At 62.1% G+C, this 26,798-nt stretch carries 27 protein-coding genes; 10 read left to right on the top strand and 17 right to left on the bottom strand.

The features are described 5' to 3' along the window. The first annotated feature begins 64 nt into the window (after positions 1 to 64). The gene (locus RlegSU303_RS04970; protein ID WP_017959593.1) at positions 65 to 757 is read left to right on the top strand and encodes a helix-turn-helix transcriptional regulator; all 693 of its coding nucleotides are present in this window, start codon (positions 65 to 67) and stop codon (positions 755 to 757) included. A 23-nt stretch (positions 758 to 780) separates the two neighbouring features. Here the strand turns inward: RlegSU303_RS04970 and RlegSU303_RS04965 are convergent, their stop codons facing one another. Further along, positions 781 to 1,551, bottom strand: a complete 771-nt coding sequence (locus tag RlegSU303_RS04965; protein WP_003546554.1) for an SDR family NAD(P)-dependent oxidoreductase — start codon at positions 1,549 to 1,551, stop codon at positions 781 to 783. A 177-nt stretch (positions 1,552 to 1,728) separates the two neighbouring features. On the opposite strand from RlegSU303_RS04965, the gene RlegSU303_RS04960 reads away from it, so the two are divergent. Continuing rightward, a complete protein-coding gene (locus RlegSU303_RS04960) occupies positions 1,729 to 2,637 on the top strand; it encodes an AraC family transcriptional regulator (RefSeq protein WP_231283535.1) in 909 nt (302 codons plus the stop codon). Here RlegSU303_RS04960 and RlegSU303_RS04955 read toward each other — a convergent pair. Both RlegSU303_RS04955 and RlegSU303_RS04950 read right to left on the bottom strand, forming a co-directional pair. Beyond that, entirely contained in the window at positions 2,634 to 3,479 is an 846-nt protein-coding gene (locus tag RlegSU303_RS04955) for a metallophosphoesterase (RefSeq protein WP_231283534.1), read from the bottom strand. The genes RlegSU303_RS04960 and RlegSU303_RS04955 overlap by 4 nt on opposite strands. 136 nt (positions 3,480 to 3,615) lie before the next feature. Further along, positions 3,616 to 4,218: a superoxide dismutase gene (locus tag RlegSU303_RS04950; RefSeq protein WP_094086416.1), complete on the bottom strand. Its 603-nt coding sequence runs from the start codon at positions 4,216 to 4,218 to the stop codon at positions 3,616 to 3,618. Positions 4,219 to 4,443: 225 nt separating this feature from the next. Between RlegSU303_RS04950 and RlegSU303_RS04945 the strand changes: the two genes are divergently transcribed. The 3 genes from RlegSU303_RS04945 to RlegSU303_RS04935 all read left to right on the top strand — a co-directional run bounded on the left by RlegSU303_RS04945 (position 4,444) and on the right by RlegSU303_RS04935 (position 6,447). Further along, complete coding sequence (locus RlegSU303_RS04945; RefSeq protein ID WP_131708478.1) at positions 4,444 to 4,770, top strand: hypothetical protein; 327 nt, start codon at positions 4,444 to 4,446, stop codon at positions 4,768 to 4,770. A gap of 230 nt (positions 4,771 to 5,000) precedes the next feature. Continuing rightward, positions 5,001 to 5,654: a class I SAM-dependent methyltransferase gene (locus tag RlegSU303_RS04940; RefSeq protein WP_017959588.1), complete on the top strand. Its 654-nt coding sequence runs from the start codon at positions 5,001 to 5,003 to the stop codon at positions 5,652 to 5,654. 61 nt (positions 5,655 to 5,715) lie between these two features. After that, positions 5,716 to 6,447: a sulfite exporter TauE/SafE family protein gene (locus RlegSU303_RS04935; RefSeq protein ID WP_017959587.1), complete on the top strand. Its 732-nt coding sequence runs from the start codon at positions 5,716 to 5,718 to the stop codon at positions 6,445 to 6,447. 29 nt (positions 6,448 to 6,476) lie between these two features. On the opposite strand, the gene RlegSU303_RS04930 is transcribed toward RlegSU303_RS04935, so the two are convergent. Then, positions 6,477 to 6,821: a nuclear transport factor 2 family protein gene (locus tag RlegSU303_RS04930; protein WP_131629140.1), complete on the bottom strand. Its 345-nt coding sequence runs from the start codon at positions 6,819 to 6,821 to the stop codon at positions 6,477 to 6,479. Between the two features lie 310 nt (positions 6,822 to 7,131). Between RlegSU303_RS04930 and RlegSU303_RS04925 the strand changes: the two genes are divergently transcribed. Next, positions 7,132 to 8,370 (top strand): multidrug efflux MFS transporter, encoded by a 1,239-nt coding sequence (locus RlegSU303_RS04925; protein WP_231283850.1) that lies wholly within the window; start codon positions 7,132 to 7,134, stop codon positions 8,368 to 8,370. On the opposite strand, the gene RlegSU303_RS04920 is transcribed toward RlegSU303_RS04925, so the two are convergent. Beyond that, positions 8,367 to 8,987 carry a TetR/AcrR family transcriptional regulator gene (locus tag RlegSU303_RS04920; protein WP_017959584.1) on the bottom strand — a complete coding sequence of 207 codons (621 nt, stop codon included), beginning with the start codon at positions 8,985 to 8,987 and terminating at the stop codon, positions 8,367 to 8,369. The genes RlegSU303_RS04925 and RlegSU303_RS04920 overlap by 4 nt on opposite strands. A 115-nt stretch (positions 8,988 to 9,102) precedes the next feature. Here RlegSU303_RS04920 and gstA point away from each other — a divergent pair, with 115 nt between their 5' ends. After that, complete coding sequence (gene gstA, locus RlegSU303_RS04915) at positions 9,103 to 9,786, top strand: glutathione transferase GstA (RefSeq protein ID WP_017959583.1); 684 nt, start codon at positions 9,103 to 9,105, stop codon at positions 9,784 to 9,786. A 42-nt stretch (positions 9,787 to 9,828) separates the two neighbouring features. On the opposite strand, the gene nadE is transcribed toward gstA, so the two are convergent. After that, on the bottom strand, positions 9,829 to 10,662 hold the full coding sequence (nadE, locus tag RlegSU303_RS04910; protein ID WP_012756608.1) for an ammonia-dependent NAD(+) synthetase: 834 nt from the start codon (positions 10,660 to 10,662) through the stop codon (positions 9,829 to 9,831). Between the two features lie 242 nt (positions 10,663 to 10,904). Beyond that, positions 10,905 to 11,792 (bottom strand): branched-chain amino acid aminotransferase, encoded by an 888-nt coding sequence (locus RlegSU303_RS04905; RefSeq protein ID WP_231283533.1) that lies wholly within the window; start codon positions 11,790 to 11,792, stop codon positions 10,905 to 10,907. 247 nt (positions 11,793 to 12,039) lie between these two features. On the opposite strand from RlegSU303_RS04905, the gene RlegSU303_RS04900 reads away from it, so the two are divergent. After that, a complete protein-coding gene (locus RlegSU303_RS04900) occupies positions 12,040 to 13,083 on the top strand; it encodes a zinc-dependent alcohol dehydrogenase family protein (protein WP_231283532.1) in 1,044 nt (347 codons plus the stop codon). Between the two features lie 61 nt (positions 13,084 to 13,144). On the opposite strand, the gene RlegSU303_RS04895 is transcribed toward RlegSU303_RS04900, so the two are convergent. Next, complete coding sequence (locus RlegSU303_RS04895) at positions 13,145 to 13,963, bottom strand: sugar phosphate isomerase/epimerase family protein (protein ID WP_231283531.1); 819 nt, start codon at positions 13,961 to 13,963, stop codon at positions 13,145 to 13,147. Between the two features lie 420 nt (positions 13,964 to 14,383). Between RlegSU303_RS04895 and RlegSU303_RS04890 the strand changes: the two genes are divergently transcribed. Further along, positions 14,384 to 14,851 (top strand): cupin domain-containing protein, encoded by a 468-nt coding sequence (locus tag RlegSU303_RS04890; RefSeq protein WP_231283530.1) that lies wholly within the window; start codon positions 14,384 to 14,386, stop codon positions 14,849 to 14,851. Positions 14,852 to 14,869: 18 nt separating this feature from the next. On the opposite strand, the gene RlegSU303_RS04885 is transcribed toward RlegSU303_RS04890, so the two are convergent. The 5 genes from RlegSU303_RS04885 to RlegSU303_RS04865 form a co-directional block, all read right to left on the bottom strand. After that, positions 14,870 to 15,508 (bottom strand): TetR/AcrR family transcriptional regulator, encoded by a 639-nt coding sequence (locus RlegSU303_RS04885; protein ID WP_231283529.1) that lies wholly within the window; start codon positions 15,506 to 15,508, stop codon positions 14,870 to 14,872. 66 nt (positions 15,509 to 15,574) lie between these two features. After that, positions 15,575 to 16,858 carry an alpha/beta hydrolase gene (locus RlegSU303_RS04880; protein WP_231283528.1) on the bottom strand — a complete coding sequence of 428 codons (1,284 nt, stop codon included), beginning with the start codon at positions 16,856 to 16,858 and terminating at the stop codon, positions 15,575 to 15,577. 1 nt (position 16,859) lies between these two features. Continuing rightward, positions 16,860 to 19,913, bottom strand: a complete 3,054-nt coding sequence (locus tag RlegSU303_RS04875) for an efflux RND transporter permease subunit (RefSeq protein ID WP_269207226.1) — start codon at positions 19,911 to 19,913, stop codon at positions 16,860 to 16,862. Beyond that, the gene (locus RlegSU303_RS04870) at positions 19,910 to 21,007 is read right to left on the bottom strand and encodes an efflux RND transporter periplasmic adaptor subunit (protein ID WP_231283527.1); all 1,098 of its coding nucleotides are present in this window, start codon (positions 21,005 to 21,007) and stop codon (positions 19,910 to 19,912) included. Before RlegSU303_RS04870 ends, RlegSU303_RS04875 begins: the two co-directional genes overlap by 4 nt. Position 21,008: 1 nt before the next feature. Next, the gene (locus tag RlegSU303_RS04865) at positions 21,009 to 22,073 is read right to left on the bottom strand and encodes an efflux RND transporter periplasmic adaptor subunit (protein ID WP_168292453.1); all 1,065 of its coding nucleotides are present in this window, start codon (positions 22,071 to 22,073) and stop codon (positions 21,009 to 21,011) included. Positions 22,074 to 22,303: 230 nt separating this feature from the next. On the opposite strand from RlegSU303_RS04865, the gene RlegSU303_RS04860 reads away from it, so the two are divergent. After that, the gene (locus tag RlegSU303_RS04860; protein WP_168292452.1) at positions 22,304 to 22,945 is read left to right on the top strand and encodes a TetR/AcrR family transcriptional regulator; all 642 of its coding nucleotides are present in this window, start codon (positions 22,304 to 22,306) and stop codon (positions 22,943 to 22,945) included. A gap of 106 nt (positions 22,946 to 23,051) precedes the next feature. On the opposite strand, the gene RlegSU303_RS04855 is transcribed toward RlegSU303_RS04860, so the two are convergent. From RlegSU303_RS04855 to RlegSU303_RS04840, 4 genes are all read right to left on the bottom strand, one after another. After that, positions 23,052 to 23,948: a hypothetical protein gene (locus tag RlegSU303_RS04855; RefSeq protein ID WP_231283526.1), complete on the bottom strand. Its 897-nt coding sequence runs from the start codon at positions 23,946 to 23,948 to the stop codon at positions 23,052 to 23,054. Positions 23,949 to 24,187: 239 nt separating this feature from the next. Then, a complete protein-coding gene (locus RlegSU303_RS04850; protein ID WP_231283525.1) occupies positions 24,188 to 25,087 on the bottom strand; it encodes a DUF2092 domain-containing protein in 900 nt (299 codons plus the stop codon). A gap of 136 nt (positions 25,088 to 25,223) precedes the next feature. After that, the gene (locus RlegSU303_RS04845; protein ID WP_231283524.1) at positions 25,224 to 26,006 is read right to left on the bottom strand and encodes a 3-hydroxybutyrate dehydrogenase; all 783 of its coding nucleotides are present in this window, start codon (positions 26,004 to 26,006) and stop codon (positions 25,224 to 25,226) included. 26 nt (positions 26,007 to 26,032) lie between these two features. Further along, a complete protein-coding gene (locus tag RlegSU303_RS04840) occupies positions 26,033 to 26,791 on the bottom strand; it encodes an acetoacetate decarboxylase (protein WP_027665058.1) in 759 nt (252 codons plus the stop codon). Positions 26,792 to 26,798 lie beyond the last annotated feature (7 nt).

Here is a 26,798-nt window from a genome sequence, read left to right as displayed (position 1 = left end):
GCGGCTCTATACGCAAACCCAACTGACAGTGTATTGTCAGGAGCGTGACGGATGGAGAGGTAAAATGCGCAAGGCCTCACGGCTTTTCGAGATCATTCAGATCCTCAGGCTGGCAAGAAAGCCGATGACGGCGGCGACGATGGCGGAGACGCTCGAAGTGACCGTGCGTTCGATCTATCGCGACATCGCTGCGCTTCAGGCAATGCGGGTGCCGATCGAAGGCGGGCGCGGCATCGGCTACATCATGCGGCCGGGTTTCGACCTGCCGCCGCTGATGTTCTCGATCGAGGAGATGGAAGCGATCGTGCTGTCGCTGGCGCTGCTCGAACGGACGGCGGACGAGGAGCTGAAGCAGGCCGCGCGCCGGGTCAACCGGAAGATATCAGGCGCCGTGCCGGCGCCGCTGCGCCAGGCGATGGACAACAAGGCGCTTTATGCCTGGGGCTCGATTGCGCAGCCGGCAGGCTTCGACCTTGCGATCGTGCGCCGCGCGATCCGCGACGAACGCAAGCTGATGCTCGGCTACCGCGACGAGCTCGGCCGTGCCAGCGAGCGGACGATCCGGCCGGTTGCGCTGATCTATTATTCGCAGACCGCCAATATCGTCGCCTGGTGCGAGTTGCGCCAGGCGATCCGCAATTTCCGCAGCGACCGGGTCGAACGCTGCGTGGTGGGTGAGGATTTCTTCAAGGGCGACGGCGACCGGTTGCGGGAATTGTGGACCAGTGGCTGGACGGATAAACCGATCGCCGTCTAGCTACTCGCCCAAATCGCGATTATTCAGAGCGACATGCCGCCTGAAACCTCGATGCGCTGGGCGTTGACCCAACGGTTGGCATCGCTCAGGAGGGAAGCAATCATCGGCCCTATATCGTCGGGCACACCGGCGCGGCCCAGTGCGGTCATGGAGGCGACTGCACGGTTGATCTCCGGATTGTCCCGCACCATGCCGCCGCTGAAATCGGTTTCGATGGCGCCCGGGGCGACGGTATTGACGGCGATGCCGCGTGGGCCGAGCTCCTTGGCCATGTAGCGCGTCAGCACCTCGACTGCGCCCTTCATCGAGCCGTAGGCCGAAGCGCCGACCATGGCCATGCGGGCAAGACCGCTAGAGAGGTTGACGATGCGACCGCCGTCCTCGATCACCGGCAGGAGCTTCTGCGTGAGGAAGAAAACCCCCTTGAAATGCAGGTTGTAAAGCTTGTCCATCTCCGCTTCGGTCGTCTCCGAAATCGGCGCGTGGTAGCTGGTGCCGGCATTGTTGACGAGAAAGTCGAAATGCTCACGCCCCCAGCCCTTAAGGATCTCGCGTACACTTTCGACAAAGGCATCGAACGCCGCCACGTTGCCGGCATCGAGTTGAAGTGCGGCGGCCTTGCGGCCCAGCGCCTCGATCTCAGCGACGACTTTCTCTGCCTCGTCGCGGTTCGAGTTGTAGGTCAAGATCACATCGACGCCGCTCCTTGCCAGATTGACGACCGTATTGCGGCCCAGGCCGCGGCTTCCGCCGGTAACGATTGCGACTTTCGAGGTTGAATTCTGGTTAGGCATTTCAGGTACTCCTGATGTTTTGATAGACCAGCTTATGCGCCGCAAGCCTGGAATCCTGAATGCCGAAGTCCCGCAATTTCTTGCCTATTTCTCCAAACGCCTTGCCCAGCCGGGCTGAGGGATTAAGATCATCCTCACCGGCGCGGCAGACCGACCCCGCGTTCACTGGAGGCGAAGATGTCCGCAGATCTGAAGCAGGCGCTCAATGGGTACATGGATGCACATGGCGGAGGTGACGGGCTCTTTGCCACCGCTATCGACGGTTTTTTCCTGATGCGCTCCAGCACTCTCTCCATGCCGAAACCGGCGATCTACCGACCGGCGCTCTGCATCATTGTCGATGGCGCCAAGCAGCTCATGTTCGGAGACCGCCTTTTCGATTACGAAGCGATGCAAGCGCTGATCATCAGCGTCGAGATGCCGGCCTTCGGACAGGTGACGAAAGCCAGTGCCGAACGGCCGATGATCGCCATCAACCTGGAACTCGACGTCACGATCCTGCGCGAGGTGCTGGAGGAGATGGATGTACCGCCGAGGCCGGCGGGCGACGGCGGGCCGGGTGTTTTCGTACAAGAATTCGGCCCCGAGCTGCAGGACTGCATACTGAGGCTGATCCGGATGCTCGCGACGCCCAACGCGATCCCAATCCTTCATCCGGCAATCATGCGAGAGATCAGTTTCTGGTTGCTTTCCGGAAAAAATGGCGATGAGATCTGCAAGCTTGCATTGCCCGACAGCCATACGCGCCGCGTGGCCGAGGCCATCTACCTGTTGCGCGGTAATTTTACGGACGCCGTCCGGGTGGAAAAGCTTGCGGCGGCAGCCAGGATGAGCCCTTCCTCCTTTTACCAGCATTTCAAGATGCTGACCTCGATGACGCCACTGCAGTATCAGAAGCAATTGCGGTTGCTCGAGGCCCGGCGGCTGATGGTGACCGATGGGTTCAACGCCGCAAACGCGGCCTATCGGGTGGGTTACGAGAGCGCCTCCCAGTTCAGTCGCGAATATGCCCGCATGTTCGGGACACCACCGAAGCGCGACATCAGTGAAATGACGGCGATGCCGGCTGGGCCGGCGATCAGCTAGATGGACAGCGTGCGGCTCACCTCGCGGCCGAAGCCGCGGATTTCGATGCTGGAGGCATGGACTTCGACGATCGCGAAGGCGTTTTCCGTCTCGGTATCGACCACGCCCCTGAAATTGACGAAGTGGCAGGCGCCGGCCATGCCGTAATTGCCGACGTGGTCGTGACCGTTGAGATAGGCGACGACATTGGCCTGCGAGGCGAGCAGCGCGACGATGCGCTCGCTGTCCCACATGCCGTGCTCACTGGGCGGATGCACCGGATAGTGATTCATGACGATCACCTTCTCGCCGGCCTCGGCCGCTTTTGCGATTTCATCGCCAAGCCAGGCGAACTGCTCGTCGCTCAGCGCGGCATTCCAGCGATGGGCATTCCTCGCACCCTTGGCCTGCAGCTCGGCCAGCATCTCGGCGGCAAGGGCGCGATGATGATGGCCTTCTGGCGGCGCGAAGATGCTGACCTCGTTGCCGTCGAGCACGATAAAGCGCCAGCCGTGGCGCAAGAAGCTGTAATAGGGCGACGGCATGCCGAGGCGCGCGGCGACTTCGGACAAGTGTCCTGCAGAGACCGAGAAATCGTGGTTGCCGAGCAGGAAGAGCGCCTCGTGCCTCAGCTTGCCGTAGACCGGCAGGATATCGTCGAAGCTTGAAAAGCTGCGATCGATGACATCGCCGAGCGTCATGACGAAGCTCAGCTCCTCACCGTTGAAGATCTCGATCGCCTCGGCGACCTTGGAAAGGCTGTTGGCATAATAACGATCCATGGCCACATGCGGCGCGATCGCCGCATATTGCGGGTCGGCGATGATGCCGAAGCGGAACAGGGGAGGAGCAGAAGAAGTCATGGGCGTGATTAGGAGCGGCCGATGACAGGCATGTGACGGCCTCGTGTGAAAACGAAACACCCGGCGTTTGCGGCGCCGGGTGCTGAATTTGAGAGGCGGACGGACATCGCCGCCATAGCGGCGAGCCTGGTACCGCTTACTTCGTGGCTTCTTCGTAACGTTCCAGGACGTAGTCCCAGTTGATCAGGCTGTCGACGAAGGCTTCGAGATATTTCGGGCGGGCGTTGCGATAGTCGATGTAGTAGGAGTGTTCCCAGACGTCGACGCCGAGGATCGGGGTGGCGCCGTGAACCAGCGGGTTTTCGCCGTTCGGGGTCTTGGAGATTTCGAGCTTGCCGTTCTTGACGGAAACCCAGGCCCAGCCGGAGCCGAACTGGGTGGCGCCGGCATTGGCGAAATCGGCCTTGAACTTGTCGTAACCGCCGAGATCGGACGAAAAGGCCGCTTCGAGCTTGCCCGGCAGCTTGTTGCCGCCGCCGCCCTTCTTCATCCACTTCCAGAAATGGATGTGGTTGTAGTGCTGGGCGGCGTTGTTGAAGAGGCCGGCATTGGTGCCGAAGGACTTCTTGACGACGTCTTCGAGCGACAGGTCCGAAAGACCGGCTTCGGCGGCGAGCTTGTTGCCGTTGTCGACATAGGCCTTGTGGTGCTTGTCGTGGTGGAACTCCAGCGTTTCCTTCGACATGAAGGGAGCAAGCGCTTCGTAGTCATAGGGAAGTTCAGGCAATTCGAAAGCCATGTCAGATCTCCTCTTGGCAATAGATTGCGTCTCGGCAGGTGAGGCGGAACATAGGAGGGGAAAGGGGGAGAGGCAACCGGCGAATTATCAAAAAACGACCGGCCGGAGGAAAATTTGCCTCAGTTGCAGGGTTGGAGTCGTGCGTAGAAATCGCCTGGGCAAATCAATGGGAATACCCGCGGCGAAAACCACTTTGCCTGATATGGAGATCAACGGAGACCCGATATGAACAGGAATATAATCCAGCCTCTCGCTGCCGCCGCACTGCTTTCGCTCTCAGGTGTGGCGCATGCCTCCTCCGATGAGGCCTGGAAGCAGCTCGCCGCCGACGTCGAGGCCAAATGCAAGAAGGCAGCGGTCACGATCGAGAAGCCCAGCGCCACCGTCGATCCCTTCGGCAGCTCGCATTACGGGCTTGCCCTGGTGACCGGCAAGCCGAAGGGCGCCAAGGGGCTGATCGCCCAGATCTGCGTCTACGACAAGCAAAAGAAGACCGTCGAGATCGGCAGCGAACTGGACGCCAAACAGCTTGGGCTGATGCCGGCAAAATAGGCGGCAGCGGACTGCCACCCAGGCGCCCCTAAAGTGGTCGCAGGTGAGAATCTGTGCCTTGCGTCACATTTCGTGGGGAACCGGAGCCTACCCTTACGAGTTGAAAGGCTGGGCTTTACGGCGGATCGCGCTATTTCATGGAAGCGCAGAACCGCTGAAATCTTTTGTTTTATGCAATTCCTGGAAAACCGCTTTTCACTTTTCCTGGAATTTTCTGGGGAGGTGCCGGCATGTCAGAGCTTCGCAGCAGGGCGGAAGATCAGCAAAAAATCTATCAGCGCTGGGCACCGGTCTATGACCGGGTTTATCGCGGCATCCTGCGCGATGGCCACCGCAAGCTTGCAGCCCTGGCCGCTGCGGCCGGCACCGACATCCTGGAGATCGGCGTCGGCACCGGCCTGACGCTCGGGCATTACCCGCGCCACTGCCGGGTGACCGGCATTGACATTTCCAAACACATGATCGCGCGGGCGCGTGAAAAGGCGAAACGCGAAAACTTTGAGCATGTGCAGGCGCTGGAGGTAATGGATGCGCATGCGCTCACCTTTGCCGACCGGTCTTTCGATGCGGTCTGCCTGCCCTTCGTCATCACCCTCATCCCCGAACCCGAACGGGCGCTGGACGAATGCGCCAGGGTGCTGAGGCCGGGCGGCGAAATCATCCTTGCCAGCAAACTTGGCGACGGCGCCGGTCTGCAGGGCGCGATCGAGACGGCGGTGGCGCCGCTGGTGCGTCACATCGGCTGGTCCTCCGCCTTCCGCATTCACCGCATCGTCGCCTGGGCCGAGCGCCGCGGCGACTTTGCCGCTGCCGATATCCTGCCGGTCTTTCCGAACGGCTTTTTCAAGATCATCCGGCTGAAGCAGCGCGGACTTGCCGGCTGAGACCGGAAATTTTTTCCCCGCGTCGCTTATTCTGATGCTACCGTTCGTCTGAGGGGACTGCATGACATCGGATTTCTTCTTTTTCATCGTCGTGGGTTTCTGCGCGCAGATCGTCGACGGCGCACTCGGCATGGCCTTCGGCGTGCTGTCGACGACGAGCCTTCTCGCCTTCGGAGTGCCGGCGGCCAATGCCAGCGCCATGACGCATGTGGCGGAAATGTTCACCACCGCCGCCTCAGGCCTCTCGCATGCCTATCATCGCAACGTCGACTGGCGCCTGGTGGCGCGGCTGGCACCCGCCGGCATGATCGGCGGCGCGATCGGGGCCTATCTGCTTTCCAATATCGACGGCAAGGCGATCGAGCCCTTCGTGTCGGCCTATCTGATCGCGATCGGGCTGGTGATCCTCTACAAGGCGTTTCGGCCGCCGCCGAAGCGGGATGTTCGCGACTGGATGGTGCCGCCGGTCGGGCTTTTCGGCGGCGTGCTCGATGCGATCGGCGGCGGCGGCTGGGGGCCGATCGTCACCAGTTCACTCGTCAGCCGCGGCCACGACCTGAAGCGGGTGATCGGCTCGACCAATTTCACCGAATTCGCGGTGACGCTGACGATTTCCCTGACCTTCATCCTGACGCTCGGCTGGTCGGAACTCGATTCGGCGATCGGCCTGATCATCGGCGGCGTCATTGCCGCCCCCTTCGGCGCGATCCTCGTCAAACGGCTGCCGGTGCGGCCGCTGATGGTGGCGGTGTCGATGATCATCATCGGCACTTCGGCGATACGGCTCCTGTAAAGACAGGGCGATCACAGCCTCGGCCGGAGCTACAGATTTCGGCCGAAATAGACATCCACGGAAGCGATCTTGTCGCCGCGGAAGCGAAAGCTCTCGATGTTGCGGAAGCTGCCGCCGTCGCGTTTTTCGGCACGGTAGCGGACGACCGCCTCGTCCCCGTCGATCACCAGGAATTCGATGTCAAAGCCGCGGAAGACCGGCTCCTTCGGCCAGCAACGCTCGAAATAGGTCGCCCGGTCGATGTGGTCGTCACGCGGGCTGGAGAAGGTGAAATCCTCCGTCAACATGGAGCCGACGATATCCTTGCGGTCGTCGAGATAAGCGGCGTAGAGACGACGGACGGTCTGTTCTCGGGATGTGCGCATGTCGCTCATGGCAATGTCCTCAGATTAACCGATTGCATCATGCAATCGGTTAAGTTCTAGCACTTTCGTCCGGGACGGTCCACAGGCGATCGATGCCCGAAGCCGTCTTGAAGGATGGGCCATAGCGCGGTTATATCAGCACGTGCCCGCCCTGAAAGCGGCGAGCGCATGCACCGTTACGGCCTATGCGCTCGACCGCGAAAAACTCGCTCTTCAGGACAGTTTCACCCGCGCCGATTTCCTCGCCGCGGCAACGTGCACATCATTTCATCAGGCGCGGCGGAACCCGTGCCTCCAGATCAATGCCAGGGCCGAGAGAATGACCGATACGCAGTGGGACGCCAGCGCCAGGCCGGGCTCGATCTACTGGAAGCGCAATCTCACCATCTCGCTGATCGGCTCCTTTACCACGATCGTGGCGATGACGCTGCTGCTTCCCTTCCTGCCGCTTTATGTCGAGGAACTCGGCGTCAGCGACCATGCTGACATCGTGCAATGGTCGGGCATCGCCTATGGCGCCACCTTCTTCGCCGCGGCTCTCGTCGCTCCGCTCTGGGGCCGGCTCGGCGACATCTACGGCCGCAAGCTGATGCTGGTGCGCGCCAGCCTCGGCATGACGCTGGCGATCTCGCTGATGGGCATGGCCGGCAATGTCTGGCAGCTGGTGGCGCTGCGCCTCTTCGTCGGGCTTGCCGGCGGTTATGCCTCCGGCTCGATGGTGCTGGTGGCGACGCAGACGCCGAAGGATCGCTCGGCCTGGGCGCTCGGCGTGCTCTCCTCCGGCATCATGGCCGGCAATCTCGTCGGGCCGCTGATCGGCGGGGCGCTGCCGCCGATCATCGGCATCCGCGGCACGTTCCTCGCCGCCGGCGGCATCATCTTCCTCGCCTTCCTCGCCACGGCCTTCCTGATCAAAGAAGAGAAATCGCCGGCCCGCAAAAAGGTGGCCAAGGCCAGCGGCGGCTGGAAATCCATCGCCGACAAGCGGCCCGTCATCGCCATGTTGGCAACCGGCATGCTCTTGATGTTTGCCAATATGTCGATCGAGCCGATCATCACCGTCTATGTCGCGCAGCTCGTGACCGTCGAATCCCAGGTGACGATGGTATCGGGCGTCGTCATGTCAGCCGCCGCCCTCGGCAGCATCCTATCAGCCTCATGGCTCGGCAAGCTCGCCGACAGGATCGGCCATTGGCCGGTGATCGCAGGCGCGCTCGCCATCGCCGGGCTGCTGCTGATCCCGCAGGCCTTCGTCACCAGTTCCTGGCAGCTGATCATCCTGCGGTTCCTGATGGGCGCAGCACTCGGCGGGCTGCTGCCCTGTATCGCCGCGGTCATCCGCCACAGCGTGCCTGATAGTGCGGCCGGCAGCATTCTCGGTCTTTCCATTTCCTCGCAATATGTCGGTCAGGTTGCCGGCCCCATCCTTGGCGGTTTTGTCGGCGGCCATATTGGCATGCGGGCGGTGTTCCTCGGCACCTCCGTGCTGCTTCTCGCCGGTGCGGCCTATGCCTGGATGGTACGGCCGAGCGATACGGAGACTCGGGACTCGACCTAAGAATTATTGGCGCTTCCGCAGATCAGCTCGACGCCCGACCGGGCAATCGCTTCCAGCGTCTCGCGGCTGTCGCCGGCGCGGGCACGGACGGCGAGCGAATGCATGACGGCGGAGGCGAGCCTGGCAAGCATTTGCGGATCGGCGCTCTCCGGAAGCTCACCCCTTTCCACGCCAAGCCGCATGCGCTTTTCGATCTCGTCGTCGAAATCGTTGAGGCTGCGGCCGAGCACCTCGCGGACCCGCTCATGCTGGACCGCCTCGGCCGATGCCGTGCCGATCAGGAGACAGCCGCGGGCGGCGGTTTCACCATGCAGATAGATCGCCAGCGCACCCGCATAGACGCGGGCGATATTGTCGCGCAGCGGCAATGACGGGTCGAGCGCTTCGGCGAGCGTATTCATGCCGTCCTGCCGATAGCCCTCGAGCGTATCGAGATAAAGATCCTCCTTGTCGCCGAAGGCGCCGTAAAGGCTTGGGCGGTTGAGGTTGGTCGCAGCACTCAGATTATCAAGCGAGGCGGCGGCAAACCCCCTGTCCCAGAAGACATCGCGTGCCTTTCCGAGCGCCGCCTTGGCGTCGAAGGCCCTCGGCCGGCCACGCTTCTTCTCGTCTTTCATATTTGTACCGCTTCGCATTAAATTCTTGACGAGAGTCATTTTATGCGAAACAGTACAGATGTTCAACACCATCGACGGGCGGCATCGACCGTCTGCGTGAGAGAGGAAATCCGCAATGAAACTTTATATGCACGCCGCGGCCTGCTCGCTTTCGCCGCACATCATCTGCCGGGAGCTGGGGCTCGATATCGAGCTCGTCCAAGTCGACCGGCAGACCCACAGGACAAGCACCGGCGAGAATTACCTCGCGATCAACGGCAACGGTTATGTGCCGGCGCTGGTGCTCGACGACGGCAAGGTGCTGACGGAGGGGCCGGCGATCGTGCAGTTCCTCGCCGACAGCGTGCCCGAAGGGGCAGCCCTGTTGCCTGAGGTCGGCAACATCCGCCGCAACGAGGTGCAATCCTATCTCAACTTCATCACCGCCGAGCTGCACAAGCCGATGGTGCTGCTCTTCGATCCGACTTATTCCAGTGTTCATGGGGAGGTCCGCGCGCTGATATCGAAGCGGCTGACATGGTTGAACGGCCGTCTTACCGGACCCTATCTCACCGGCGATGCCTTCACGGTGGCGGATGCCTACCTCTTCGTCTGCCTGAACTGGTCACCCTGGACCCACATCGATCTCAAGCAATGGCAGGCGCTGCACACCTTCATGGCCCGCGTGGCGGCGCGGCCAAAGGTGCGCGAGGCGCTGCAGGCCGAAGATCTCGAAGCCTTCGATGCCGACGGCGTCTATTTCGCGCCGCATGCCTATCTCGCTTCATCAGGACGGACGGGCGAGCCGGTCAGGCCGTAAACCCCGGATCGCGCCCGCGCGCATCCCGCCCTTCGACGACCGTCAGAGAGCGCTGACCGCCACCGGCAAAGCGCGCTTGTGGGCAGTCGCCCGATAGGCGGCGAGGATGCGGCGGCGGGCGATCTCGCCGACCGGCTTGCCTTCGAGGAAATCGTCGATCTCGTCATAGCTCACGCCATAGGCCTCCTCGTCGGGGCGCAGCGGCCGCTGGTCCTCGAGATCGGCTGTGGGCACCTTGAACACCAGTTCGTCCGGGGCGCCGAGCCGCTTTGCCAGCAGGCGGACGCGGCGCTTGTTGAGGCCGGCGAGCGGCAGGATATCGGCGGCGCCATCGCCGAACTTGGTGAAGAAGCCCATGACCGCCTCAGCCGCATGATCGGTGCCGATGACGAGGCTGCCAAGCGCCCCGGCAAGGGCGAACTGGGCGATCATGCGCTGGCGCGCCTTGATATTGCCGAGGATGAAATCCTGGCGGCCGGCATCGGCAAAGGCGAGGCCGCCGTCCTGCGCGGCGGCAAGCATCGCATCCGCCGGCGCCTTGATGTTGACCACCATCGAGCGGTCGGCGCCGATCGTTTCCAGCGCCCTTCCCGCATCCGCCTCGTCCGCCTGGACACCATAGGGAAGGCGCACGGCAATGAATTCGGCCGCATGGCCGCTGTCACGCAGCTCGCGCACCGCCTTCTGAGCCAGCAGCGCCGCCGTCAGTGAATCGACGCCGCCGCTGATGCCGAGGACGTAGCCGCGCATGCCCGAGGCGACGAGATAATCCTTGAGGAAAGCGGTTCGCCGTTCGATCTCCCGCTCAGGGTCGATATCGGCGGCGACACCCAGTTCGCGGATGATCTCGCCTTGTTCGTCGAACAGCACAGTCATAAGCCTCTTCCTCCCCGCTTACGGAATTTCGGCGCCACTATGGCGAAAAGATGGGGGAAGACGAAGCCGTTTAGGGCAGACCTGCCATGCATTTTATGCAAGTGGGCTGTCTGGTATCTCGGTGGGTGGACGCAGATCTCGATTCTGCGAGAGGCGGCCGCGCCGACCCTGCGCTTGCGCTTCGGGCGTTCGCCACTGCACGATTCACTGGATCGATTGCTCCCGCTTTGCGGGATCGTGGCTCACTCTTCACTCTCGCTGCGGCCGTGGGCCCAGTCCATGTAGAGATCCAGCGCCTTGCGGGTGACCGGGCCTTCCTGGAGGTCGCGGTCGTCGAGGCGAATGACGCCGACGACTTTGGAATAGTTGCCGGTGGTGAAGATCTCGTCGGCCTGCATGAAATCCTCGACGGAGAGCGTTGCTTCATGCACGTCGAAACCGGCCTTGCGCAGCAGGCCGATCACGCGGGCGCGGGTGATACCGGCGAGGAAAGTGCGGTTGGCGGCCGGCGTCATCACCACGCCGTCCCTGACCATGAAGACGTTCGAGGAAGCGGTCTCGACGACGTTGCCGTTCAGGTCGCGCACCAACGCATTGTCGAAGCCGCGGCTGCGCGCCTCGGCGATCATGCGGCCGCTGTTTGGATAGAGCGAGCCGGTCTTCGCCTCGGTCATCGCCGTTTCCGGCGACGGGCGACGATAGGGCGAGACGGTGAGGCTGGTGCCGCCATGGCCGCCCATCGGCGCCTCGAACAGGCAGAGCGCGAAGCGGGTCGAGTCCCCATCGACCGAGACGACGCTGCCCGGCGAACCGTGCTCGCCCCAATACATCGGCTTGATGTAGATCGCCGTGGCGCCATCGAATTTCGCGACGCCTTCCCAGGCAAGTGCCACAATCTCCTCGGCTGATTTCACCGGCTTCAGGCCCATGGCGAGCGCCGAGCGGTTGATGCGCTGGCAGTGCAGGTCGAGATCCGGCGCGATGCCGTCGAACCAGCGGGCGCCGTCGAAGACCGTGGAGCCGAGCCACATGGCATGCGAGGTCGGCCCGATCAGCGGCGGATTGCCGGGAAGCCACTCCCCGTCGACATGAGTCCAAGTGGTTGAACGGGGTGATGTATCGACGGCCATGATGGTTTCCTCCTGAAGCCGGAGAAGGAAAAACCGCCGCGGCAAGCCGGGTCAAGGACAAATCGGGGCAGGAAACGCGGAAGCAAGAAAATGCCGAGGAATGGCGCCAGGCCGCAATATTCGTGCGCAGCGATGGCAGCGTCATCGATGGGTGCATCAGCAAAAATGATGGAATGGAATGTTGGAATGGCTGGCTGCCGCATGCGATGATGGGCGCAACAGCGGATGAGCAGCAAGGAAAACGCCGATGAGAGCCATGTTCTACGAAGCCTTCGAACAGGCGCCCGAAATCCGCACCGTTGCCGATCCGACACCGACCGAAGACGGTGTCGTCATAGCGGTCGGGGCCAGCGGGCTCTGCCGCAGCGACTGGCACGGCTGGATGGGCCACGACCCGGATATCCGCCTGCCGCATGTGCCGGGACACGAGCTTGCAGGGCAGATCGTCGCCACCGGCCGCGGCGTGATGCGTTTCAAGGTGGGCGACCGGGTGACCGTGCCCTTCGTTTCCGGCTGCGGCCATTGCAGCGAATGCCATTCCGGCAACCAGCAGGTCTGCCCGAACCAGTTCCAGCCGGGCTTCACCCATTGGGGATCGTTCGCCGAATATGTGGCGATCGATTATGCCGACACCAATCTGGTGCACCTGCCCGATACGATCGATGATGCGACGGCGGCAAGCCTCGGCTGCCGCTTCGCCACCTCGTTTCGCGCCGTCGCCGACCAGGCGCGCACCGGGCCTGGCGAATGGATCGCCGTGCATGGCTGCGGCGGTGTCGGCCTGTCGGCGATCATGATCGCCACGGCGCTCGGGGCGAATGCGATCGGCATCGATATATCCGAGGAGAAACTCGCCTTCGCGCGGGATTGCGGGGCGGTAGCGACGGTCAATGCATCCGGCGTCGCCGACGTGGCGGAGGCGGTGCGCGAGATCACCAAGGGCGGCGCGCATGTCTCGATCGACGCGCTCGGCCATCCCGTTACCTGCTTCAACTCGATCAAGAACCTGCGCCGGCGCGGGCGGCACGTGCAGGTGGGACTGATGCTCGGCGAGCATGCGACGCCGTCGATTCCGATGGCGCAGGTGATCGGCCACGAGCTGGAAATCTACGGCAGCCACGGCATGCAAGCCTGGCGCTACGATGCCATGCTGTCGATGCTTTCGGCCGGCAAGATCGCGCCGCAGAAGCTGATCGGACGGCGGGTCAGCCTCGAGGAAGCCGTGTCGGCGCTAATGGCGCTCGACAAGGCTGAGGCGACGGGGATCAGCGTGATTACCCGCTTTTCATGAGGGAACTCCACCCTCCCCTCTCCTGCATCGGAAAGAGGGAGAGCGGAACGGACAATTGGCCTTATTCAGCCACGCCGATCGACGCGAGAAAAGCTGATGAAGCCGGGATCTTCGACTTGTCCTTGATCTCGATGATGAGGCGCGGATTGCTTTCGAGATTGGCAAGGGCCGTGAAGACGGCGTGCCAGTGGATCGAGCCTTCGCCGAGGCTCCAGTGGCGATCGGCATATCCGTCGGCATCCTGCAGGTGGACATGCTGGAGGCGATTGCCGGCGGCCTTGACGTAGTAATCGACCGGCGGCGCACCGGTATAGCCATGGGCATAATGGGCGTGGCCGGTATCGATCGAGGCGGCGACGGCGGCCGAGTTGAAGCTCTCGGCAAGCGCCACGCGAATGTGCGGATCCTTGTCCTCGATGTTCTCGATGACCATGGTGCAGCCGATATCCTCGGCACGCCTGACGGCGTCGCGCAGGGTCATGTGCGTGCGCTCGGTCAAGGCTTCGCGAGCGCCGGCATTGTCGTCCAGATTGTTGTAGGACCAGGACGTATAAGGGCTGTGGATGACCATATGGTTCGCGCCGATGGCGGCGCAGACATCGAGGCCCTGCAGCAGGCGCCGGGTGACGACGGCGCGGATATCGGGATCTTCCGAGGCGATGGTGAAGCCCCAGAACGGGCCGTGAATGCCGAGGCGGCCACCATGACCGTCGAGAAGCCGCCTGGCGCGGGCGGCAAGCGGCGCCCAGTCGCCGTTCAGAACCTCGGCATCGATGAAGCTCTGCAATTCGAGATCGCGGGACTTTTCGAAGAGCCAGTCACGGTGAAATTCGACTTCATCGAGCGTCATGGCGGCGCCGACGACGGGAAGAGAGGACATGGATGCGCTCCATCAATGTGAATGATCAATGTGAATGCCGGGACGGCGTGAAAGGACGGCCCCAAGAACGGCCGCCGCGTTCTATGCGCCCCTTCTGTGTCGGCGGTATTACAGGCGCAGAGCCTTTCGAACCCTTCCGGCCTCCTTCATTTCCGCATAGCTGATGCGGCATTGGCAGGCCTTGCGGAAACGCCACGAAGTACTGATATCGGCCCCGACAGTCTCGTGACGCAGTGGCGCGCGAGCCGCGCTGAACCCCTGGCAACGGAGCCGCTTGTTCATCGCTTCGGCTGACGCGGCGCGCTTCTTTGAAGCGCGTTCGGCGGTGTTACCCCCAACAACAGGGCGGGTTGTCAAAGGCGTCGCAAAGGTCTAACGGCTGCGTCCGCAAGAAAAAGCCCGTAAGAAAAAGAAAGAGACATGATGTCCAACTCATTTGTGAACATGCCCGCGAGCAACGAGCCCAAGCGGTTTTTCGTCCTCGGCGACCGGGTCGAGCGGCGGCTTAGAATCAGTGGAACCTGGCTCAATCTCTTCGACGTCACCGTGCCACCAGGCAGCCGGACTCCAAAACATGCCCATGCGAGCCCCGAAGTCTTCCGCATCATCGAGGGAAACCTGACGATCTGGCGCCTGAGCGACAGCGGCCCTGAAGAGATCGAGGCCAGCGCCGGCGACATCGTCACCATCCCGCCCTTCATGGTGCACGGCTATTCCAACCGCGGAACCATCCCCGTGGTCTTTTCCGCGATCGTAGACCGGGACATGGCCGAGTTCATCGAAGCGGAAGGCACGACGGAGCCCCCGAAAGTTAGCCCTTCGGCCGAAACCATCGCCCGCATGATGGCGGCCGCCAATGCCTACGGGATCACCATCCTTGCGGCCTAGCGGCCGCATCTGGTGGCGTCATTCCGCAGCCATGCTCTCCTCGCCTGGGGGAACTTGGCTGAGAGCTGCAACTGCGAAGGAAGCGAGTTCATGGGCTGATAGCTCGCAGTGACTCAAAGGCAGGGCGCCAATAATTCTGGGGTCCCATAAGGAGATGATTGAGGCGCAAAAGCAGGAAGCGGCCGCGTCAACATTCCTTGGAACGAACTCTTCGGTCGCGATGCCAGTGGAAACGAGCTCCCCGACATACGCATGAAGTCGCTTCAGATGGTCTCTGAACGATGGCCAACTGCCTTCTGCGGCGAGAACAACGAGATGGAACATCTGGCTGTCACCGTGACGGGCCTGCAGCATCAGGCGGCGTTGTCCGAGCGCGGTTTCTTTCAGGCGGCTCGCCGCACTGGTGAGCTCGCCGTCGGCAGACGGGGTGAAGCGGAGAACCGTTTCGAAAAAATTCCCGGCAATGGCATCCCAAATCGCCGCCTTGGAGGGGAAGATTTTGTACACACTTGCCGGCGACTTCCCCAGCAGTCGAGCGATATCGGCGACGTTTGTTTTCGCAGGCCCGTACAGCCGGCACGCTGCCGTGCCGGCTTCGATGATCGAGGACATATTGCCAGCTCGCGGCTGGTTTTTTACGGTCGTGCCAACTTCCATATGCCAATCCTATCTGGTCCTCATGCGAACGGGTCTCAGACAGCGTCTGATCGAGGCGGCTGACGATCAGTACGCAATCTGACCATCCACCATCTTCCCCTCATTCGAGGAGAGTTCCCGCTTCAGGATTTCTCGCGCCTCCGGGCTGATGACCGCGACGGGAGCCGCAACGGCTACGCGCGCTGCCGAGCCGGCGAAATTGGCCGCTGTCATCCCGATCTGATCGGCAACGCTTGCCTTTCCGCCCTCGAGGCTCTGCCCTGCCAGCCGCCGCCCAAGCAGGCGCACGACCTCGGGACTGTCGGCGAAGGCGTTGTGGCCGAGCGGATCGTTCGTCGCGATGGCGCTGGTGTCGATGACCGAAACGCCGAGTTCGTCGAGAAGAGGCACGTAGGGTCTAAGATCGGATCCGCCGACGCGGTCGATGCCACCAGATAGCCAGCCGGAGACCTCCAGCGCCTTGTCGCGTGTGGACGTCAAGATCACAAAGTGCGGCCGCTTCGGCCCCATCTCGGTGAACTGGCGACGGAACACGTCGATGTCGATGTCCGGCGATGCGAGAACGACGTTCTTGACCTTCGTCGGGATTGATTTCTCGCGCATGGCGACGCCGCGCAGCGCCTCGGCCGCAAGCCAGCCGCCCATGGAATGGGCGAGGATCGTCACATCGGAGACATCGGGACTTTTCGCAGCCTGGAGGATCAGATCCTCCAGAGCGCGACGCGAATAGTTGGCGCTCTCCTTGTCGTAGAGGTAATCGAAGACACGTCCCCTTGATGGCCAGGTGAAGAGGATCGGTGCGGCGTCGGTTCCCGAGTCATGGACGATCTGCGCGAAACGGAAGACCGCGTCGGCGTAGGTGTTGTTGAAGCCATGCACGAAAATGACGACCTGATGCTTCTTGTTTCGATTCTTCCGGTACCAGTCGAACGCCTGGCCCTCGGATTGCACCTTGGCAACCTGCGTGACCGCAAACTCCTTTTGCGGGTTGGGCGGCATGCGGGACGGCCACTGCACCTCTCCGATCTTACGGTTCCGATCGGGCGGGATGGATACGTCGACGCTGTTAAGGGAAATCGCCGTCCCGCGGTCGCCGGAATAAAGCTTGCCGGGATCCTCCGAAGGCTTGCGTGTCGTAGCGACCAGCATGGTGACCCGGCTTGTGCCGGTCGGGGTCACGGCGAGAGGCTGAAGGACATCCTGCACCCGGTTGGCGCAACCCGATGTAACAAGGGATAGGGCCACAAGGACCGGGACGGCGCGCCCCAAGCGGGCAGCGATCGCCTTGGCGACCCCAAACCCGGTGAGACCCTGGGCAATGCGCCCAGGGAGTGAGAGCGATGTGGTCATCTCAATGCTGCTCGACTTCGCGAGGAATCCGGAACCAGGCGACGTAGAGCGCCGGCAGGAAGAGAAGTGTCAGCGCCGTCCCGACGACGATCCCACCCATCATCGCGTAGGCCATGGGACCCCAGAAAATCTCATGCGAGATCGGGATCAGGGCCAAGGTCGCGGCTGCGGCAGTGAGCATGATCGGCCGCATGCGGTGTTCGGTCGCCTCCACCACCGCCTTCCACGCCGACATTCCCTCTGCGCGCAACTCCTCGATCTGCACGATCAGGATCACGGAGTTGCGGATGAGAATTCCGACCAGCGCGAGCACACCCAGGAGTGCGACGAACCCAAGCGGCGAGTTGCTGGCGAGCAGCGCCACGACGACGCCGATGAGGGCCAGCGGCGCTACCGAGAAGACCAGGAACAGCCTGTGGAAGCTCTGAAGCTGGATCATCAGCAGCGTCGCCATGATGACGAACATGGCCGGCGCCACCTTGGCGATCGGGCCTTGCGACTTAGCGCTTTCCTCGACCGCGCCGCCGATCTTCACGGAATACCCGGCCGGCATCGTCTTTTCGAAAGCCGAAACCTTGTCGGAGAGCGCCTTCACAACGGTCGCCGGCTGCGTCGCATCGCCGATGCCGGCCTTGATCGTGATGGTCGGAACTCTGTCGCGCCGCCAGATCGTCGGTTGCTCAAGCTCGTAACGGAAGGTTGCGACGGATGACAGCGGGACGGATTGACCACTGCTGCTCTGCAGTTGCAGGTCAAGCAGGGTGTCGATCGAGCCGCGCTCCTTTTCCGCGGCACGGCCGATGACATCGACCAGATAGATGTCGTCCCGAACCTGCGTTACGGCATTCCCTTGTACGACGGTGTTGAGCGCCATTGCGATGTCCTGGGACGAGACGCCGAGCTGTCGGGCCTTGTCCTGCAGCACGTCAATCTTCACGACACGGGCCGGCTCGTTCCAGTCGAAGGCGATGTTCCTGAGGGAAGGATAGGTGCCGACGATCGAGCCCAGCTTCTGTGCCAGGTCGCGCACCATCTGCAGATTTTCGCCGGACACACGGTACTGGATCGGCTTGCCAACCGGAGGCCCGATGTCCAGAAGCTTCACGTAAGCGTCCGTTCCCGGAAACGTCTTCTGAAGGTAGGTTTCCATCTGCTGCTTCAGCTTGTCCCTGATGTCGAGGTCCTTGGTGACAACGACCGTCTGGCCGAAAGAAACGTCAGCCGGCTGCACGTCGAAGGAAAGAACGAAGCGCGGCGCACCCCTGCCAACGTATGTCGACCAATGTTCGACGCCAGCGTTGCCAGTCAGCATCTCACGCTCGAACTGGGCCATCTGGCGGCTCGTTTCGGCGATCGAACTGTTCTGCGGCAGGTTCCAGTCGACGATCAGTTCCGGACGGTCGGAGCTCGGGAAAAACTGCTGCTGCACCATCGACAGACCGACGATCGATCCCGCAAAGAGAAGAACCGTCGCGACGATCGTCATCCAGCGCCAGCGCAGGCAGAACTGCAGCAGGCTTGAAAACACCCTGGCAAAGCGCCCCTTATGCTCGGCGTGCTTCTTCATCGTTTTTGGAAGAATGGTCACACCGATCAGGGGCGTGAACACGACCGCGACCACCCACGAAACGACGAGCGAAACCGCGATGACGACAAAGAGCGAGAAGGTGAACTCGCCGGCGTTGCTCTTGTTAAAAGCGACGGGGATGAAACCCGCGACGGTGACGAGCGTGCCCGTCAGCATCGGGAAGGCCGTGGATGTGTAGACGTAGGTAGCCGCTTTCGTGAGACTGTCGCCCGTTTCCAGCCGTGCAACCATCATCTCGACGGCGATCATGGCGTCGTCGACAAGGAGGCCGAGCGCGATGATCAGCGCTCCGAGCGAGATGCGCTGCAGCGATATGCCGGTGTAGAACATGACCATGAAGGTGATGGCGAGAACGAGCGGGATCGCGATTGCCACCACCAGGCCCGCCCTCATCCCCAGACTGATGAAGCTGATCGCGAGCACGATCGCGACCGCCTCGAACAGAGCTTTTGTGAAGCCGCCGACTGCCTCTTCAACCACCTTCGGCTGGTCGGATACCTGTTCGACGGAGACGCCGACCGGAAGCTCCTGGGTGACTTTGCTCATCGTCTTGTCAAGCGATTCCCCGAAGGCAAGCACATTGCCGCCCGTCTTCATACCAATCGCGAGCCCGATGGCGGGCTTTCCGTTGAAGCGGAAGAGCGACGTCGGCGGGTCGACATAGCCGCGGGTGATCATGGCGACGTCGGTCAGCGGGAAGAAGCGGTCGTTTACCCGAAGATTGATCCCGCGCAAGGTGTCTTCGGAGATGAAGCGCCCGCCGACCCGCAAGGCGACCCGCTCCGGTCCGGTTTCGACAAAGCCGGACTGGGTGACGGCGTTCTGCGCCTGCAGCGTGGCAATGATGGCCGAACGGTCGATGCCGAGGGCGGCGATCTTGCGGGTCGAGAATTCGAGGTAGATCACCTCGTCTTGCGCGCCGACGATGTCGACCTTGCCGACGTCGGGGATGCTGAGGATCTGCGTCCGGGCATTCTCGGCGAAATCGCGCAATTCCCTCTGGCTAAGTCCGCTGTCGCCCGTGAAGGCGAAGATGTTGCCATAGACATCGCCGAACTGGTCATCGAAGAAGGGTCCGACGACGCCTTGGGGGAATTCGTGCTTGATATCGTCAATCAGGTTGCGGACGCGCGACCAGGTGGGCTTTACGTCCAGCGCGATTGTATCCGGCAGCAAATCGACGAAGACGATCGTTTGACCGGCCGTCGTAATGCTGCGGGTATGTTCCAGTTTGTCGAGCTCCTGCAGCTTCTTTTCGATGCGGTCGGTAACCTGCTGCGTCACCTCCTGGGCAGAAGCGCCTGGCCATTGGGCCTGGATCACCATCGTCTTGATCGTGAAGGACGGATCTTCTTCGCGGCCGAGCCCAAGATAAGCAAAGGCGCCCGCCACCGCGAACATGATCATGAAGTACCAGACAAGCGAACGATGCTCGAGCGCCCAGTCCGAAAGGTTGAATTTATTCACGGGCGTGGCTCCTGTCCGAGTTGCACTTTCTGTCCATCGGTGAGCTCATCGACTCCGGCGATGACGATCTCTTCCCCTTCCCGCAGGCCCGCTTGAACCAGGACGGAACGGGGGGCGGACGCGGGACCTTCCAGTTCAACCGGCCTCAGGGCGACCTGGGCCGTGGAGCGATCCACCACCCATACCTGGCTGGCACCGTCTTTATGACGGATGGCGGAGAGCGGCAGCGTGATCGCCTGCTTCCTTTCTCCGACAAGCGGCGTAACGGTGACTACGGCGCCAAGGCGGAAGATGTCCGGCGCCTGATCGATCCCGATCTTCAGCCGATAGGTGCGGGTATTGGGGTCGGCCTGCGGCGCGATCTCGCGGACCACGCCAGTGGCCTGGATCCTGCTGTCGAGCTGGAGGGCGACGCTGAAGCGGTCGTCCAGGCGAATGCGACTGAACTGCGCTTCCGGCACGTCGACGACCACGTCGCGCTGCTCGAGGCGTGCCAGTTTCAAGACCGGCTGGCCCGCTGAAACCGTCTGGCCCACTTCTGCGGACGTGGCGGTCACGACGCCGTCGAACTCGGCCCTCAGCTCGGCGTAGCCTAGCTGCTCATTCGCCTTGGCAAGGCTGGCGGTTGCTTTCGCGGCATTGGCGGTAGCCGACTTGAGCTGCTGTTCGGCAAGATCGTGATCGGCAACGCTTGCTGCGCTGCTCTGCATAAGCTTTCGCTTGCGCGTTTCGGTCGTCGCGGCGTTCTCCAACTGCGCCTGGGCGTTGCGAAGTTCGGCCTCCGCACTTCTGACTGCGAGCTGCAAAGTGAGAGGATCGATTTCCGCCAGGACATCGCCCTTGTGCACCAGGTCGCCGACATCGACCTTGCGAGAGACCATTCGCCCGAGCGTCCGAAACGCCAGGTCAGTCTCGATGCGGGCCCGCACCACGCCGGGCGAGCTTGCGATTTTGCCCTGTTCGGGCGTAGCCATGACGACTTTGACAGGACGGGGCGTCGCCTGCTCTCCTGCTTCCGTACTTTGGTCGCAACCGACAAGCAGGGAGATCGATAGAAGAAATGGAAGAGAGGTACATATGCGGTTGAGGGTCATCTCACTTGCCTTCCCAGGCGACTGCCTGGCCTTCCTTGAGAAATTTTCCGCCTTCGGTGACGATCAGGTCTTGTGCGGCGACGCCGCCGGTGACGACGAAATCGCTCTGGCGGTATCGGTCGACCGAAATCTTCCGGAGCGAAACGGAATGGTTTTGAGTGTTGACGAGCCACACGGCGGGTTCGCCTTCGGCTGATGCGATCGCGGTATAGGGGAGCACGATTCCGTCGCGCGGCGAGGCGCGCAGCTTGACCACGACAGGCGTGCCGAGCGGCCATGGCGCGCCCTCCTGGAGCCCCACCTTGATCCGGATCGTGCCTGCCTTCGCGTCGATGACGGGCGAAACCTCCCGTATGCTGGCATGAACGTCGCGCGAGGGGTCGGAGACCGGTGCGACCTCGACGTCGTTTAGCGGCCGGCCATCCAGGAAGAAGGCCTCGAAGACGTCGAACACCGCATCCCGCGGTCCGTCATGGGCGAGCGTGAAGGCCGACTGCGCTGCTGATACCACCTGCCCGGCTTCGATGCCGCGCGCCGTGATGATGCCGTCTGCGGCGGCCTTCAGTTCGGTGTAGGACAGCGCGTCCTCGGCCGTCGCGAGCGCGGCGTCGGCCGCCTCGAGGGAAGCCTGTGCGCTCAGCAGCTCCTTCTGGGCATCGTCAAAGACCGCCCTTGGAACGGCCTGCGACTGCAGGAGTGACTTCGCCCGGTCGAAGGCGAGTGTCTTCTGCGCAACGATGGCCTGCGCCGACTCCAGCGCCGCGCGGGCGACGCTGACGTCCGCCTGTTGTTCCGTGTCGTTGAGCCGGGCAAGGACGTCGCCGGCGTGGACATGCGATCCGACGTCGACCCTTCTCTCAAGAACCCGGCCGCTGACGCGAAAGGAGAGTTCGGTCTGAACCCTTGCCTTCACCTCGCCGGTGATTTCCGCACCCGGTTGATACCGAGCCTCGGCGGCCGCAACGACGCGGACCTGCTGCGGCGGCGGCGCAACTTCAGCTTTTTCTTCGCAGGCAGCCAGAACTGCGCAGGCGAGACCAATTCCCAGCAATCGAAAGGACTGCATTTTTTGCTCCTAACAGGCCATCGCCCGATGTTGACAACGCCCACTTAATGGGTAAAGTAGACGATGTCAACATATCTAGATCAAAAATGTTGACACGCGCAACATCGAGACAAGATGAGCGGGTACGGTCAAATCGCGGCTGCCACTGCAGATCGCGCCACCACCAAGGATCCTGAGCGGACCACCAAAGGTGTGTCTCCGGATATCCTCAAAGAATCCAATGGGATGTGATGAAACGAGTTGAAAAGAAGACATCGAGGGCGGAGCGGAAGGCAAGGCGTCCTGATGAAATACTAGAGGCCGCGTTCGCGCAGTTCGCGGCGAAGGGTTATGCGGCGACGCGTGTCGAAGACGTCGCAGCCCGACTGGGGATAACAAAGGGAACGATCTACTTCTATTTCCCGACCAAGGAAGTTCTTTTCCAGGAAACGTTTAGCCACGCTTCCACGTCATACGCAGCCCCCTCGACCGCCATCGGCAGCCTTCGTGGATCCACCGCCGACCGGATACGGGCCCTGCTGCTGATCTCTTATGAAAGCACGGCCAACGACCGAAAGACGGGAGACCTCCTGCGCTTGTCCCTCGCCGAAGGCACTCGCTTTCCCGAAGCAGTCGATTGCTATCATCGCCGCTTCATCACGCCGACGCTTGCGGCCCTCGCGGCCCTAATCGAGCAAGGCGTGAAATCGGGAGAGTTTTGCCAACACGCGGCGGCCTATGCGCGGGACGTGCTCGCGAGTTCGATTTTTCAAGTTGCCGTCTGGCGTCTCATGTTTGCGGATCGAACACCTATCGACGGCAAGGCGCTTCTTGAGGCGCACATCGACCTCGTGATGAGCGGGCTCATGCAGCGTTCGGAACGCAGATACTGATTTGGTGAATTGTGTCAGAGCGGACGGAGCTTCGCATTCTTCGATGCGTGGCAAGGCCGGATGCCTCATGCGACGTCCGGCCTGAGCCTCCCGTGCCGAGCGGAATCTAATTCCCGCCAGGCCCGCGACCATAATTCGGCGGCGGAACTTCGCCCGTGACCACGATATTTTCCTGGATCTTATAGACGATCCGCAGATTGGCGGCAGCGGCCTGAAGCCAGCCGACCGCATCTTCGGACGTCCATGCCGCGCCCTCCGGCGGCAGGCTCTCAAACAGGCCAACGATCAGAGGATTCGCAGACTGGGAGCTGCTATCGCCGCCCCTCTGGTCCGTTCCGCCGCCGCCGACGACGGCCGGGTCCGAACGGCTCTGATCGGAAGAGTTCACATATATCCCGCCGGAAGAGCCTGAAGACCTGGCGAGAGACGAACCCGAAGAGCCGCCGTGATGCGAACCCGACGACGACGCGTTGGCAGAGCCCCCGCTGCCTTGGGATGAACTCGAGGACGCTACGCCAGAGGAACTCGTAGTGGATCCAGACTGATCTCCATAGGAATACGTAGTTCCGCCTGTGCTCGAAGCTGCCGCAGTACCGACGGCGACGCCTGCCGCATACCCGCCCAGGACGTAGGCTTCGCGGCGATAGTATCCACGGCCATAGTCTCCACGGCCGTATCCGCGCCCATAGTCTCCACCGCCATACTCTCCGTGACCATGGCCGCCGCCGACGCCGTCTCCACGACCATAATATCCACGGCCAAAGTAACCGTTACCGTTGCCCGAGACCTTGAGATCGCCGGAATTGTTGACGGTGAGGTTGCCTGAGTCCTTCGCGACGATATTGCCCCCGGAATTCATGAAGGAGCGGATCCCGTTGACGTTACCGCCCGAGTTCAGCGTGTTGCGGATATTTCCGGACAGGTTGCCCCGTCCGCGGCCAGGCCCTTCCGCCAATCGCCCCTTGGCGCCACCGACATTTGGCACACGAGTACGAGGGTTCACCGGTGGACGGTTCTGCACGCGCATCGGCGGCCGACCGTGGCTCGCCATCGGCGGACGCGGGGTGCGGCCTATCTGCGGACGTGGGAACCCTCCCGGCCCTCCCGACGGCAGGTGGGGTGGACCTCCAGACGGCAAGGGCGGCGGACCGCCAGGGGGCGGTCCAAACTGACCGAATGCCGCATCCGATGTGATGGCCGTGAAAGCGAGAAAAACAAAGCAGGTGCGCTTCAGATAGTTCATCACTTGCTCCCTTTCGTTCCCGATGCGACGGCTGGTGTCGGGCCGATCTTTTTCACATCGGCGGGAGGTTCAAAGGTGAATTCGGAGTCGGACAGAGGAGGTTGGATCTTCCAACTCGTGAATTCGGCGACGAAGCTTGGTTGGCCCTGCAGCAACGGGTAGGTGACGACCAGACGATGCGGCGTCGCCGCGGCATTCTTCTCGACCCACAATTCCAGATCAATGCCGGACTTCTGAGAGAAAAACAGATGCCGGCACTCGATGCCGTCGACGGTAGCCGTTCCCACCTGCCAGGCGGCCAAGGCATCGCCCAACAGGACCTTGTCCGGAAAGTCTGCAAAAAGGGCGCCGAGCGGAAAATCGACGTCCAGCTTGGTTGCCACCTCGTTGAGCGCAGATGGTATGTCGCCCGAGGCCGGGATCGTTGCGTATTTCTTGCTGTCGGGAAAGAAGACCGAGGCCGACTTGCCGTCGTAGAACAGATCGTGCTTGCCGTCATCGCCGGTAAACTCGACAGCGATCCGGTCGGGACGGCGCACGGTGATTTTCATCGTATGGAAGATGTGAAGCGGTTGTCCTGACTGATCCAGATAAATGCTGATCGTTCTAGCCGTGATCGTCAGGTCCCTGGCAAGGAGCGTCTTTCCCATCTGCGAAACGGCGGTCGCGGCCTCGTCGCTGATCGCCCGTTTTATCGGCGGGCTCGGCTCATCCGCTCTGGCTGTCGGCAGTGTGGCGAATCCTACGAACATGCCGAGCGCAGTAGTCTGGGCGGCATGCCGCAGCATCGCAGTCACTCCATACACGCCTGCACCACCGACAGAGCGGCTCGTGGCCACCGAAGGTCGCCGGGCCTTCGTGAGGGCCCGCCGCAAACCATTACAGACTTTCATGTTCATTTCCTTTGATACTCAAGAACGAGATAGCGCGAGCCCACTGCGGCTCGTCGCGAGATAGAGTTGGTCCGGGGTCTGGAGCGTTCCAGTCGTACGGCGCCGCAAAGGGTGTCGTCCGTCTGTCCGTCCGCAATCGATCCTACTGCATGAACCAGCCGTGGCTCACGACCAGCGACTGACCCGTCACGGCATTGGACCTGGCTGCGGCGAAATAGAGAACAGCGTCGGCCACGTCATCGGTGCTGGTGAACTCGCCGTCGACCGTGTCCTTGAGCATCACCGTCTTGACCACCTGCTCCTCGCTGATGCCGAGCTCCCGCGCCTGTTCGGGGATCTGTTTGTCGACGAGCGGCGTGCGCACGAAGCCGGGGCAGACCACGTTAGCCGTGACGTTGTGTTCGGCCCCTTCCTTTGCCAGTACCTTGGCCAGTCCGATCAGTCCGTGCTTGGCCGTGACATACGGCCCCTTCAGCTTCGAGGCTTCCTTGGAGTGCACGGAGCCCATGTATATCACTCGGCCATAATTGGCGGCATACATGTGCTTGAGGCAGGCGCGAGTGGTCAGAAAGGCGCCGTCGAGATGGATCGAAAGCAGCTTTCTCCAGTCCGCAAAGGGAAAGTCGACCAGCGGCTTGACGATCTGGATGCCGGCGTTGCTGACCAGCACGTCGATCTTGCCGAACTTGGCGATCACCTCGCCAACGGCCTTTTCCACCTGCTCTTCGTCGGCGACGTTCATCGCCACGGCGAAGGCATCGCCGCCCCTGCTTTTGATCTCGGCGGCCGTTGCGTTCGCGGCGTCGAGATTGAGGTCGGCGATCACGGGAATGCCGCCTTCGGCTGCGAAGCGAAGCGCGACTTCCTTGCCGATGCCGCTCGCGGCTCCGGTGATAATCGCTACTCTTCCATCAAATCGAGACATGGATAATTCCTTTCAGTTGCAGGAGATCAGTCGTTTTGGAGGTAGTCGAACACGACCTCGCCGAGGCCGAGGGTCAGGTCGGCGACGTAATGGCTGGCCGAGGTGACCTCGCGCACGGGTAGACGCGCGACGTCGCACATCGCGTGTTCGAACAATTGCAGGGCTGCCGGCCCGGCCCATGCGCCCTTCAGCGTCACATCCTCAAGATAGTAGCGCACGAGTTCGCAAATCCGGGGCGAACCGTCGACGTGCGGGATGACCTTCAGCACGAAGGCGGGCTTCGCCATCGCCTTTGCCAGCGGCTCCAGCGGGAGCTCGCGATGCTTGTAGCCCATGGTCGCTGTCACGCACATAACCGAGCCGTAGTGGAGCGTCCCGACGAGCGTCTCCTGCTCGTGCGACAACTTCGGCGTCGCCAGCTTCTTCGGAAAGCCCCAGATCTCCCGGCCGCCGGCGATCGGAGAGTTGTCGTCAAGATACATGGCATGCACGTAGCTGCCTTCCTGCACCTTGCCCGATCGCGTCGTGAAACGCACCGGAATGACCTGCCCGGTTTCCGTATAATCACCGAAGCCGGTCGAATCCGGCATGCGGATGAATTCATAGGCGACGGTGTCGCCAATCACTTCCAGCGGCTCCGGCACGACGGCGCGCAGGGTCTCCGGATCGGTCCGGTAGTTGATGACGACAAATTCGCGGTTGTAGAACTTGTAGGGTGGCCTCGGATAGGCCGGATTGTTGAGCGGCATCGCGAAGGCATTTTCGCGGACTGCGGCGATCTTCATGGTCGTG

The organism is Rhizobium sp. SU303 (assembly GCF_021052345.1).
Lineage (GTDB): Bacteria > Pseudomonadota > Alphaproteobacteria > Rhizobiales > Rhizobiaceae > Rhizobium > Rhizobium laguerreae.
Note: the sequence above shows the minus strand (reverse complement) of the source record. Positions and strands in the feature narration are given on the sequence as shown.

Coding starts and splice junctions, on each gene's coding strand:
- RlegSU303_RS04970 (WP_017959593.1), top strand. CDS start 65: ATGCGCAAGGCCTCACGGCTTTTCGAGATCATTCAGATCCTCAGGCTG.
- RlegSU303_RS04965 (WP_003546554.1), bottom strand. CDS start 1,551: ATGCCTAACCAGAATTCAACCTCGAAAGTCGCAATCGTTACCGGCGGA.
- RlegSU303_RS04960 (WP_231283535.1), top strand. CDS start 1,729: ATGTCCGCAGATCTGAAGCAGGCGCTCAATGGGTACATGGATGCACAT.
- RlegSU303_RS04955 (WP_231283534.1), bottom strand. CDS start 3,479: ATGACTTCTTCTGCTCCTCCCCTGTTCCGCTTCGGCATCATCGCCGAC.
- RlegSU303_RS04950 (WP_094086416.1), bottom strand. CDS start 4,218: ATGGCTTTCGAATTGCCTGAACTTCCCTATGACTACGAAGCGCTTGCT.
- RlegSU303_RS04945 (WP_131708478.1), top strand. CDS start 4,444: ATGAACAGGAATATAATCCAGCCTCTCGCTGCCGCCGCACTGCTTTCG.
- RlegSU303_RS04940 (WP_017959588.1), top strand. CDS start 5,001: ATGTCAGAGCTTCGCAGCAGGGCGGAAGATCAGCAAAAAATCTATCAG.
- RlegSU303_RS04935 (WP_017959587.1), top strand. CDS start 5,716: ATGACATCGGATTTCTTCTTTTTCATCGTCGTGGGTTTCTGCGCGCAG.
- RlegSU303_RS04930 (WP_131629140.1), bottom strand. CDS start 6,821: ATGAGCGACATGCGCACATCCCGAGAACAGACCGTCCGTCGTCTCTAC.
- RlegSU303_RS04925 (WP_231283850.1), top strand. CDS start 7,132: ATGACCGATACGCAGTGGGACGCCAGCGCCAGGCCGGGCTCGATCTAC.
- RlegSU303_RS04920 (WP_017959584.1), bottom strand. CDS start 8,987: ATGAAAGACGAGAAGAAGCGTGGCCGGCCGAGGGCCTTCGACGCCAAG.
- gstA (WP_017959583.1), top strand. CDS start 9,103: ATGAAACTTTATATGCACGCCGCGGCCTGCTCGCTTTCGCCGCACATC.
- nadE (WP_012756608.1), bottom strand. CDS start 10,662: ATGACTGTGCTGTTCGACGAACAAGGCGAGATCATCCGCGAACTGGGT.
- RlegSU303_RS04905 (WP_231283533.1), bottom strand. CDS start 11,792: ATGGCCGTCGATACATCACCCCGTTCAACCACTTGGACTCATGTCGAC.
- RlegSU303_RS04900 (WP_231283532.1), top strand. CDS start 12,040: ATGAGAGCCATGTTCTACGAAGCCTTCGAACAGGCGCCCGAAATCCGC.
- RlegSU303_RS04895 (WP_231283531.1), bottom strand. CDS start 13,963: ATGTCCTCTCTTCCCGTCGTCGGCGCCGCCATGACGCTCGATGAAGTC.
- RlegSU303_RS04890 (WP_231283530.1), top strand. CDS start 14,384: ATGATGTCCAACTCATTTGTGAACATGCCCGCGAGCAACGAGCCCAAG.
- RlegSU303_RS04885 (WP_231283529.1), bottom strand. CDS start 15,508: ATGGAAGTTGGCACGACCGTAAAAAACCAGCCGCGAGCTGGCAATATG.
- RlegSU303_RS04880 (WP_231283528.1), bottom strand. CDS start 16,858: ATGACCACATCGCTCTCACTCCCTGGGCGCATTGCCCAGGGTCTCACC.
- RlegSU303_RS04870 (WP_231283527.1), bottom strand. CDS start 21,007: ATGACCCTCAACCGCATATGTACCTCTCTTCCATTTCTTCTATCGATC.
- RlegSU303_RS04865 (WP_168292453.1), bottom strand. CDS start 22,073: ATGCAGTCCTTTCGATTGCTGGGAATTGGTCTCGCCTGCGCAGTTCTG.
- RlegSU303_RS04860 (WP_168292452.1), top strand. CDS start 22,304: ATGAAACGAGTTGAAAAGAAGACATCGAGGGCGGAGCGGAAGGCAAGG.
- RlegSU303_RS04850 (WP_231283525.1), bottom strand. CDS start 25,087: ATGAACATGAAAGTCTGTAATGGTTTGCGGCGGGCCCTCACGAAGGCC.
- RlegSU303_RS04845 (WP_231283524.1), bottom strand. CDS start 26,006: ATGTCTCGATTTGATGGAAGAGTAGCGATTATCACCGGAGCCGCGAGC.
- RlegSU303_RS04840 (WP_027665058.1), bottom strand. CDS start 26,791: ATGAAGATCGCCGCAGTCCGCGAAAATGCCTTCGCGATGCCGCTCAAC.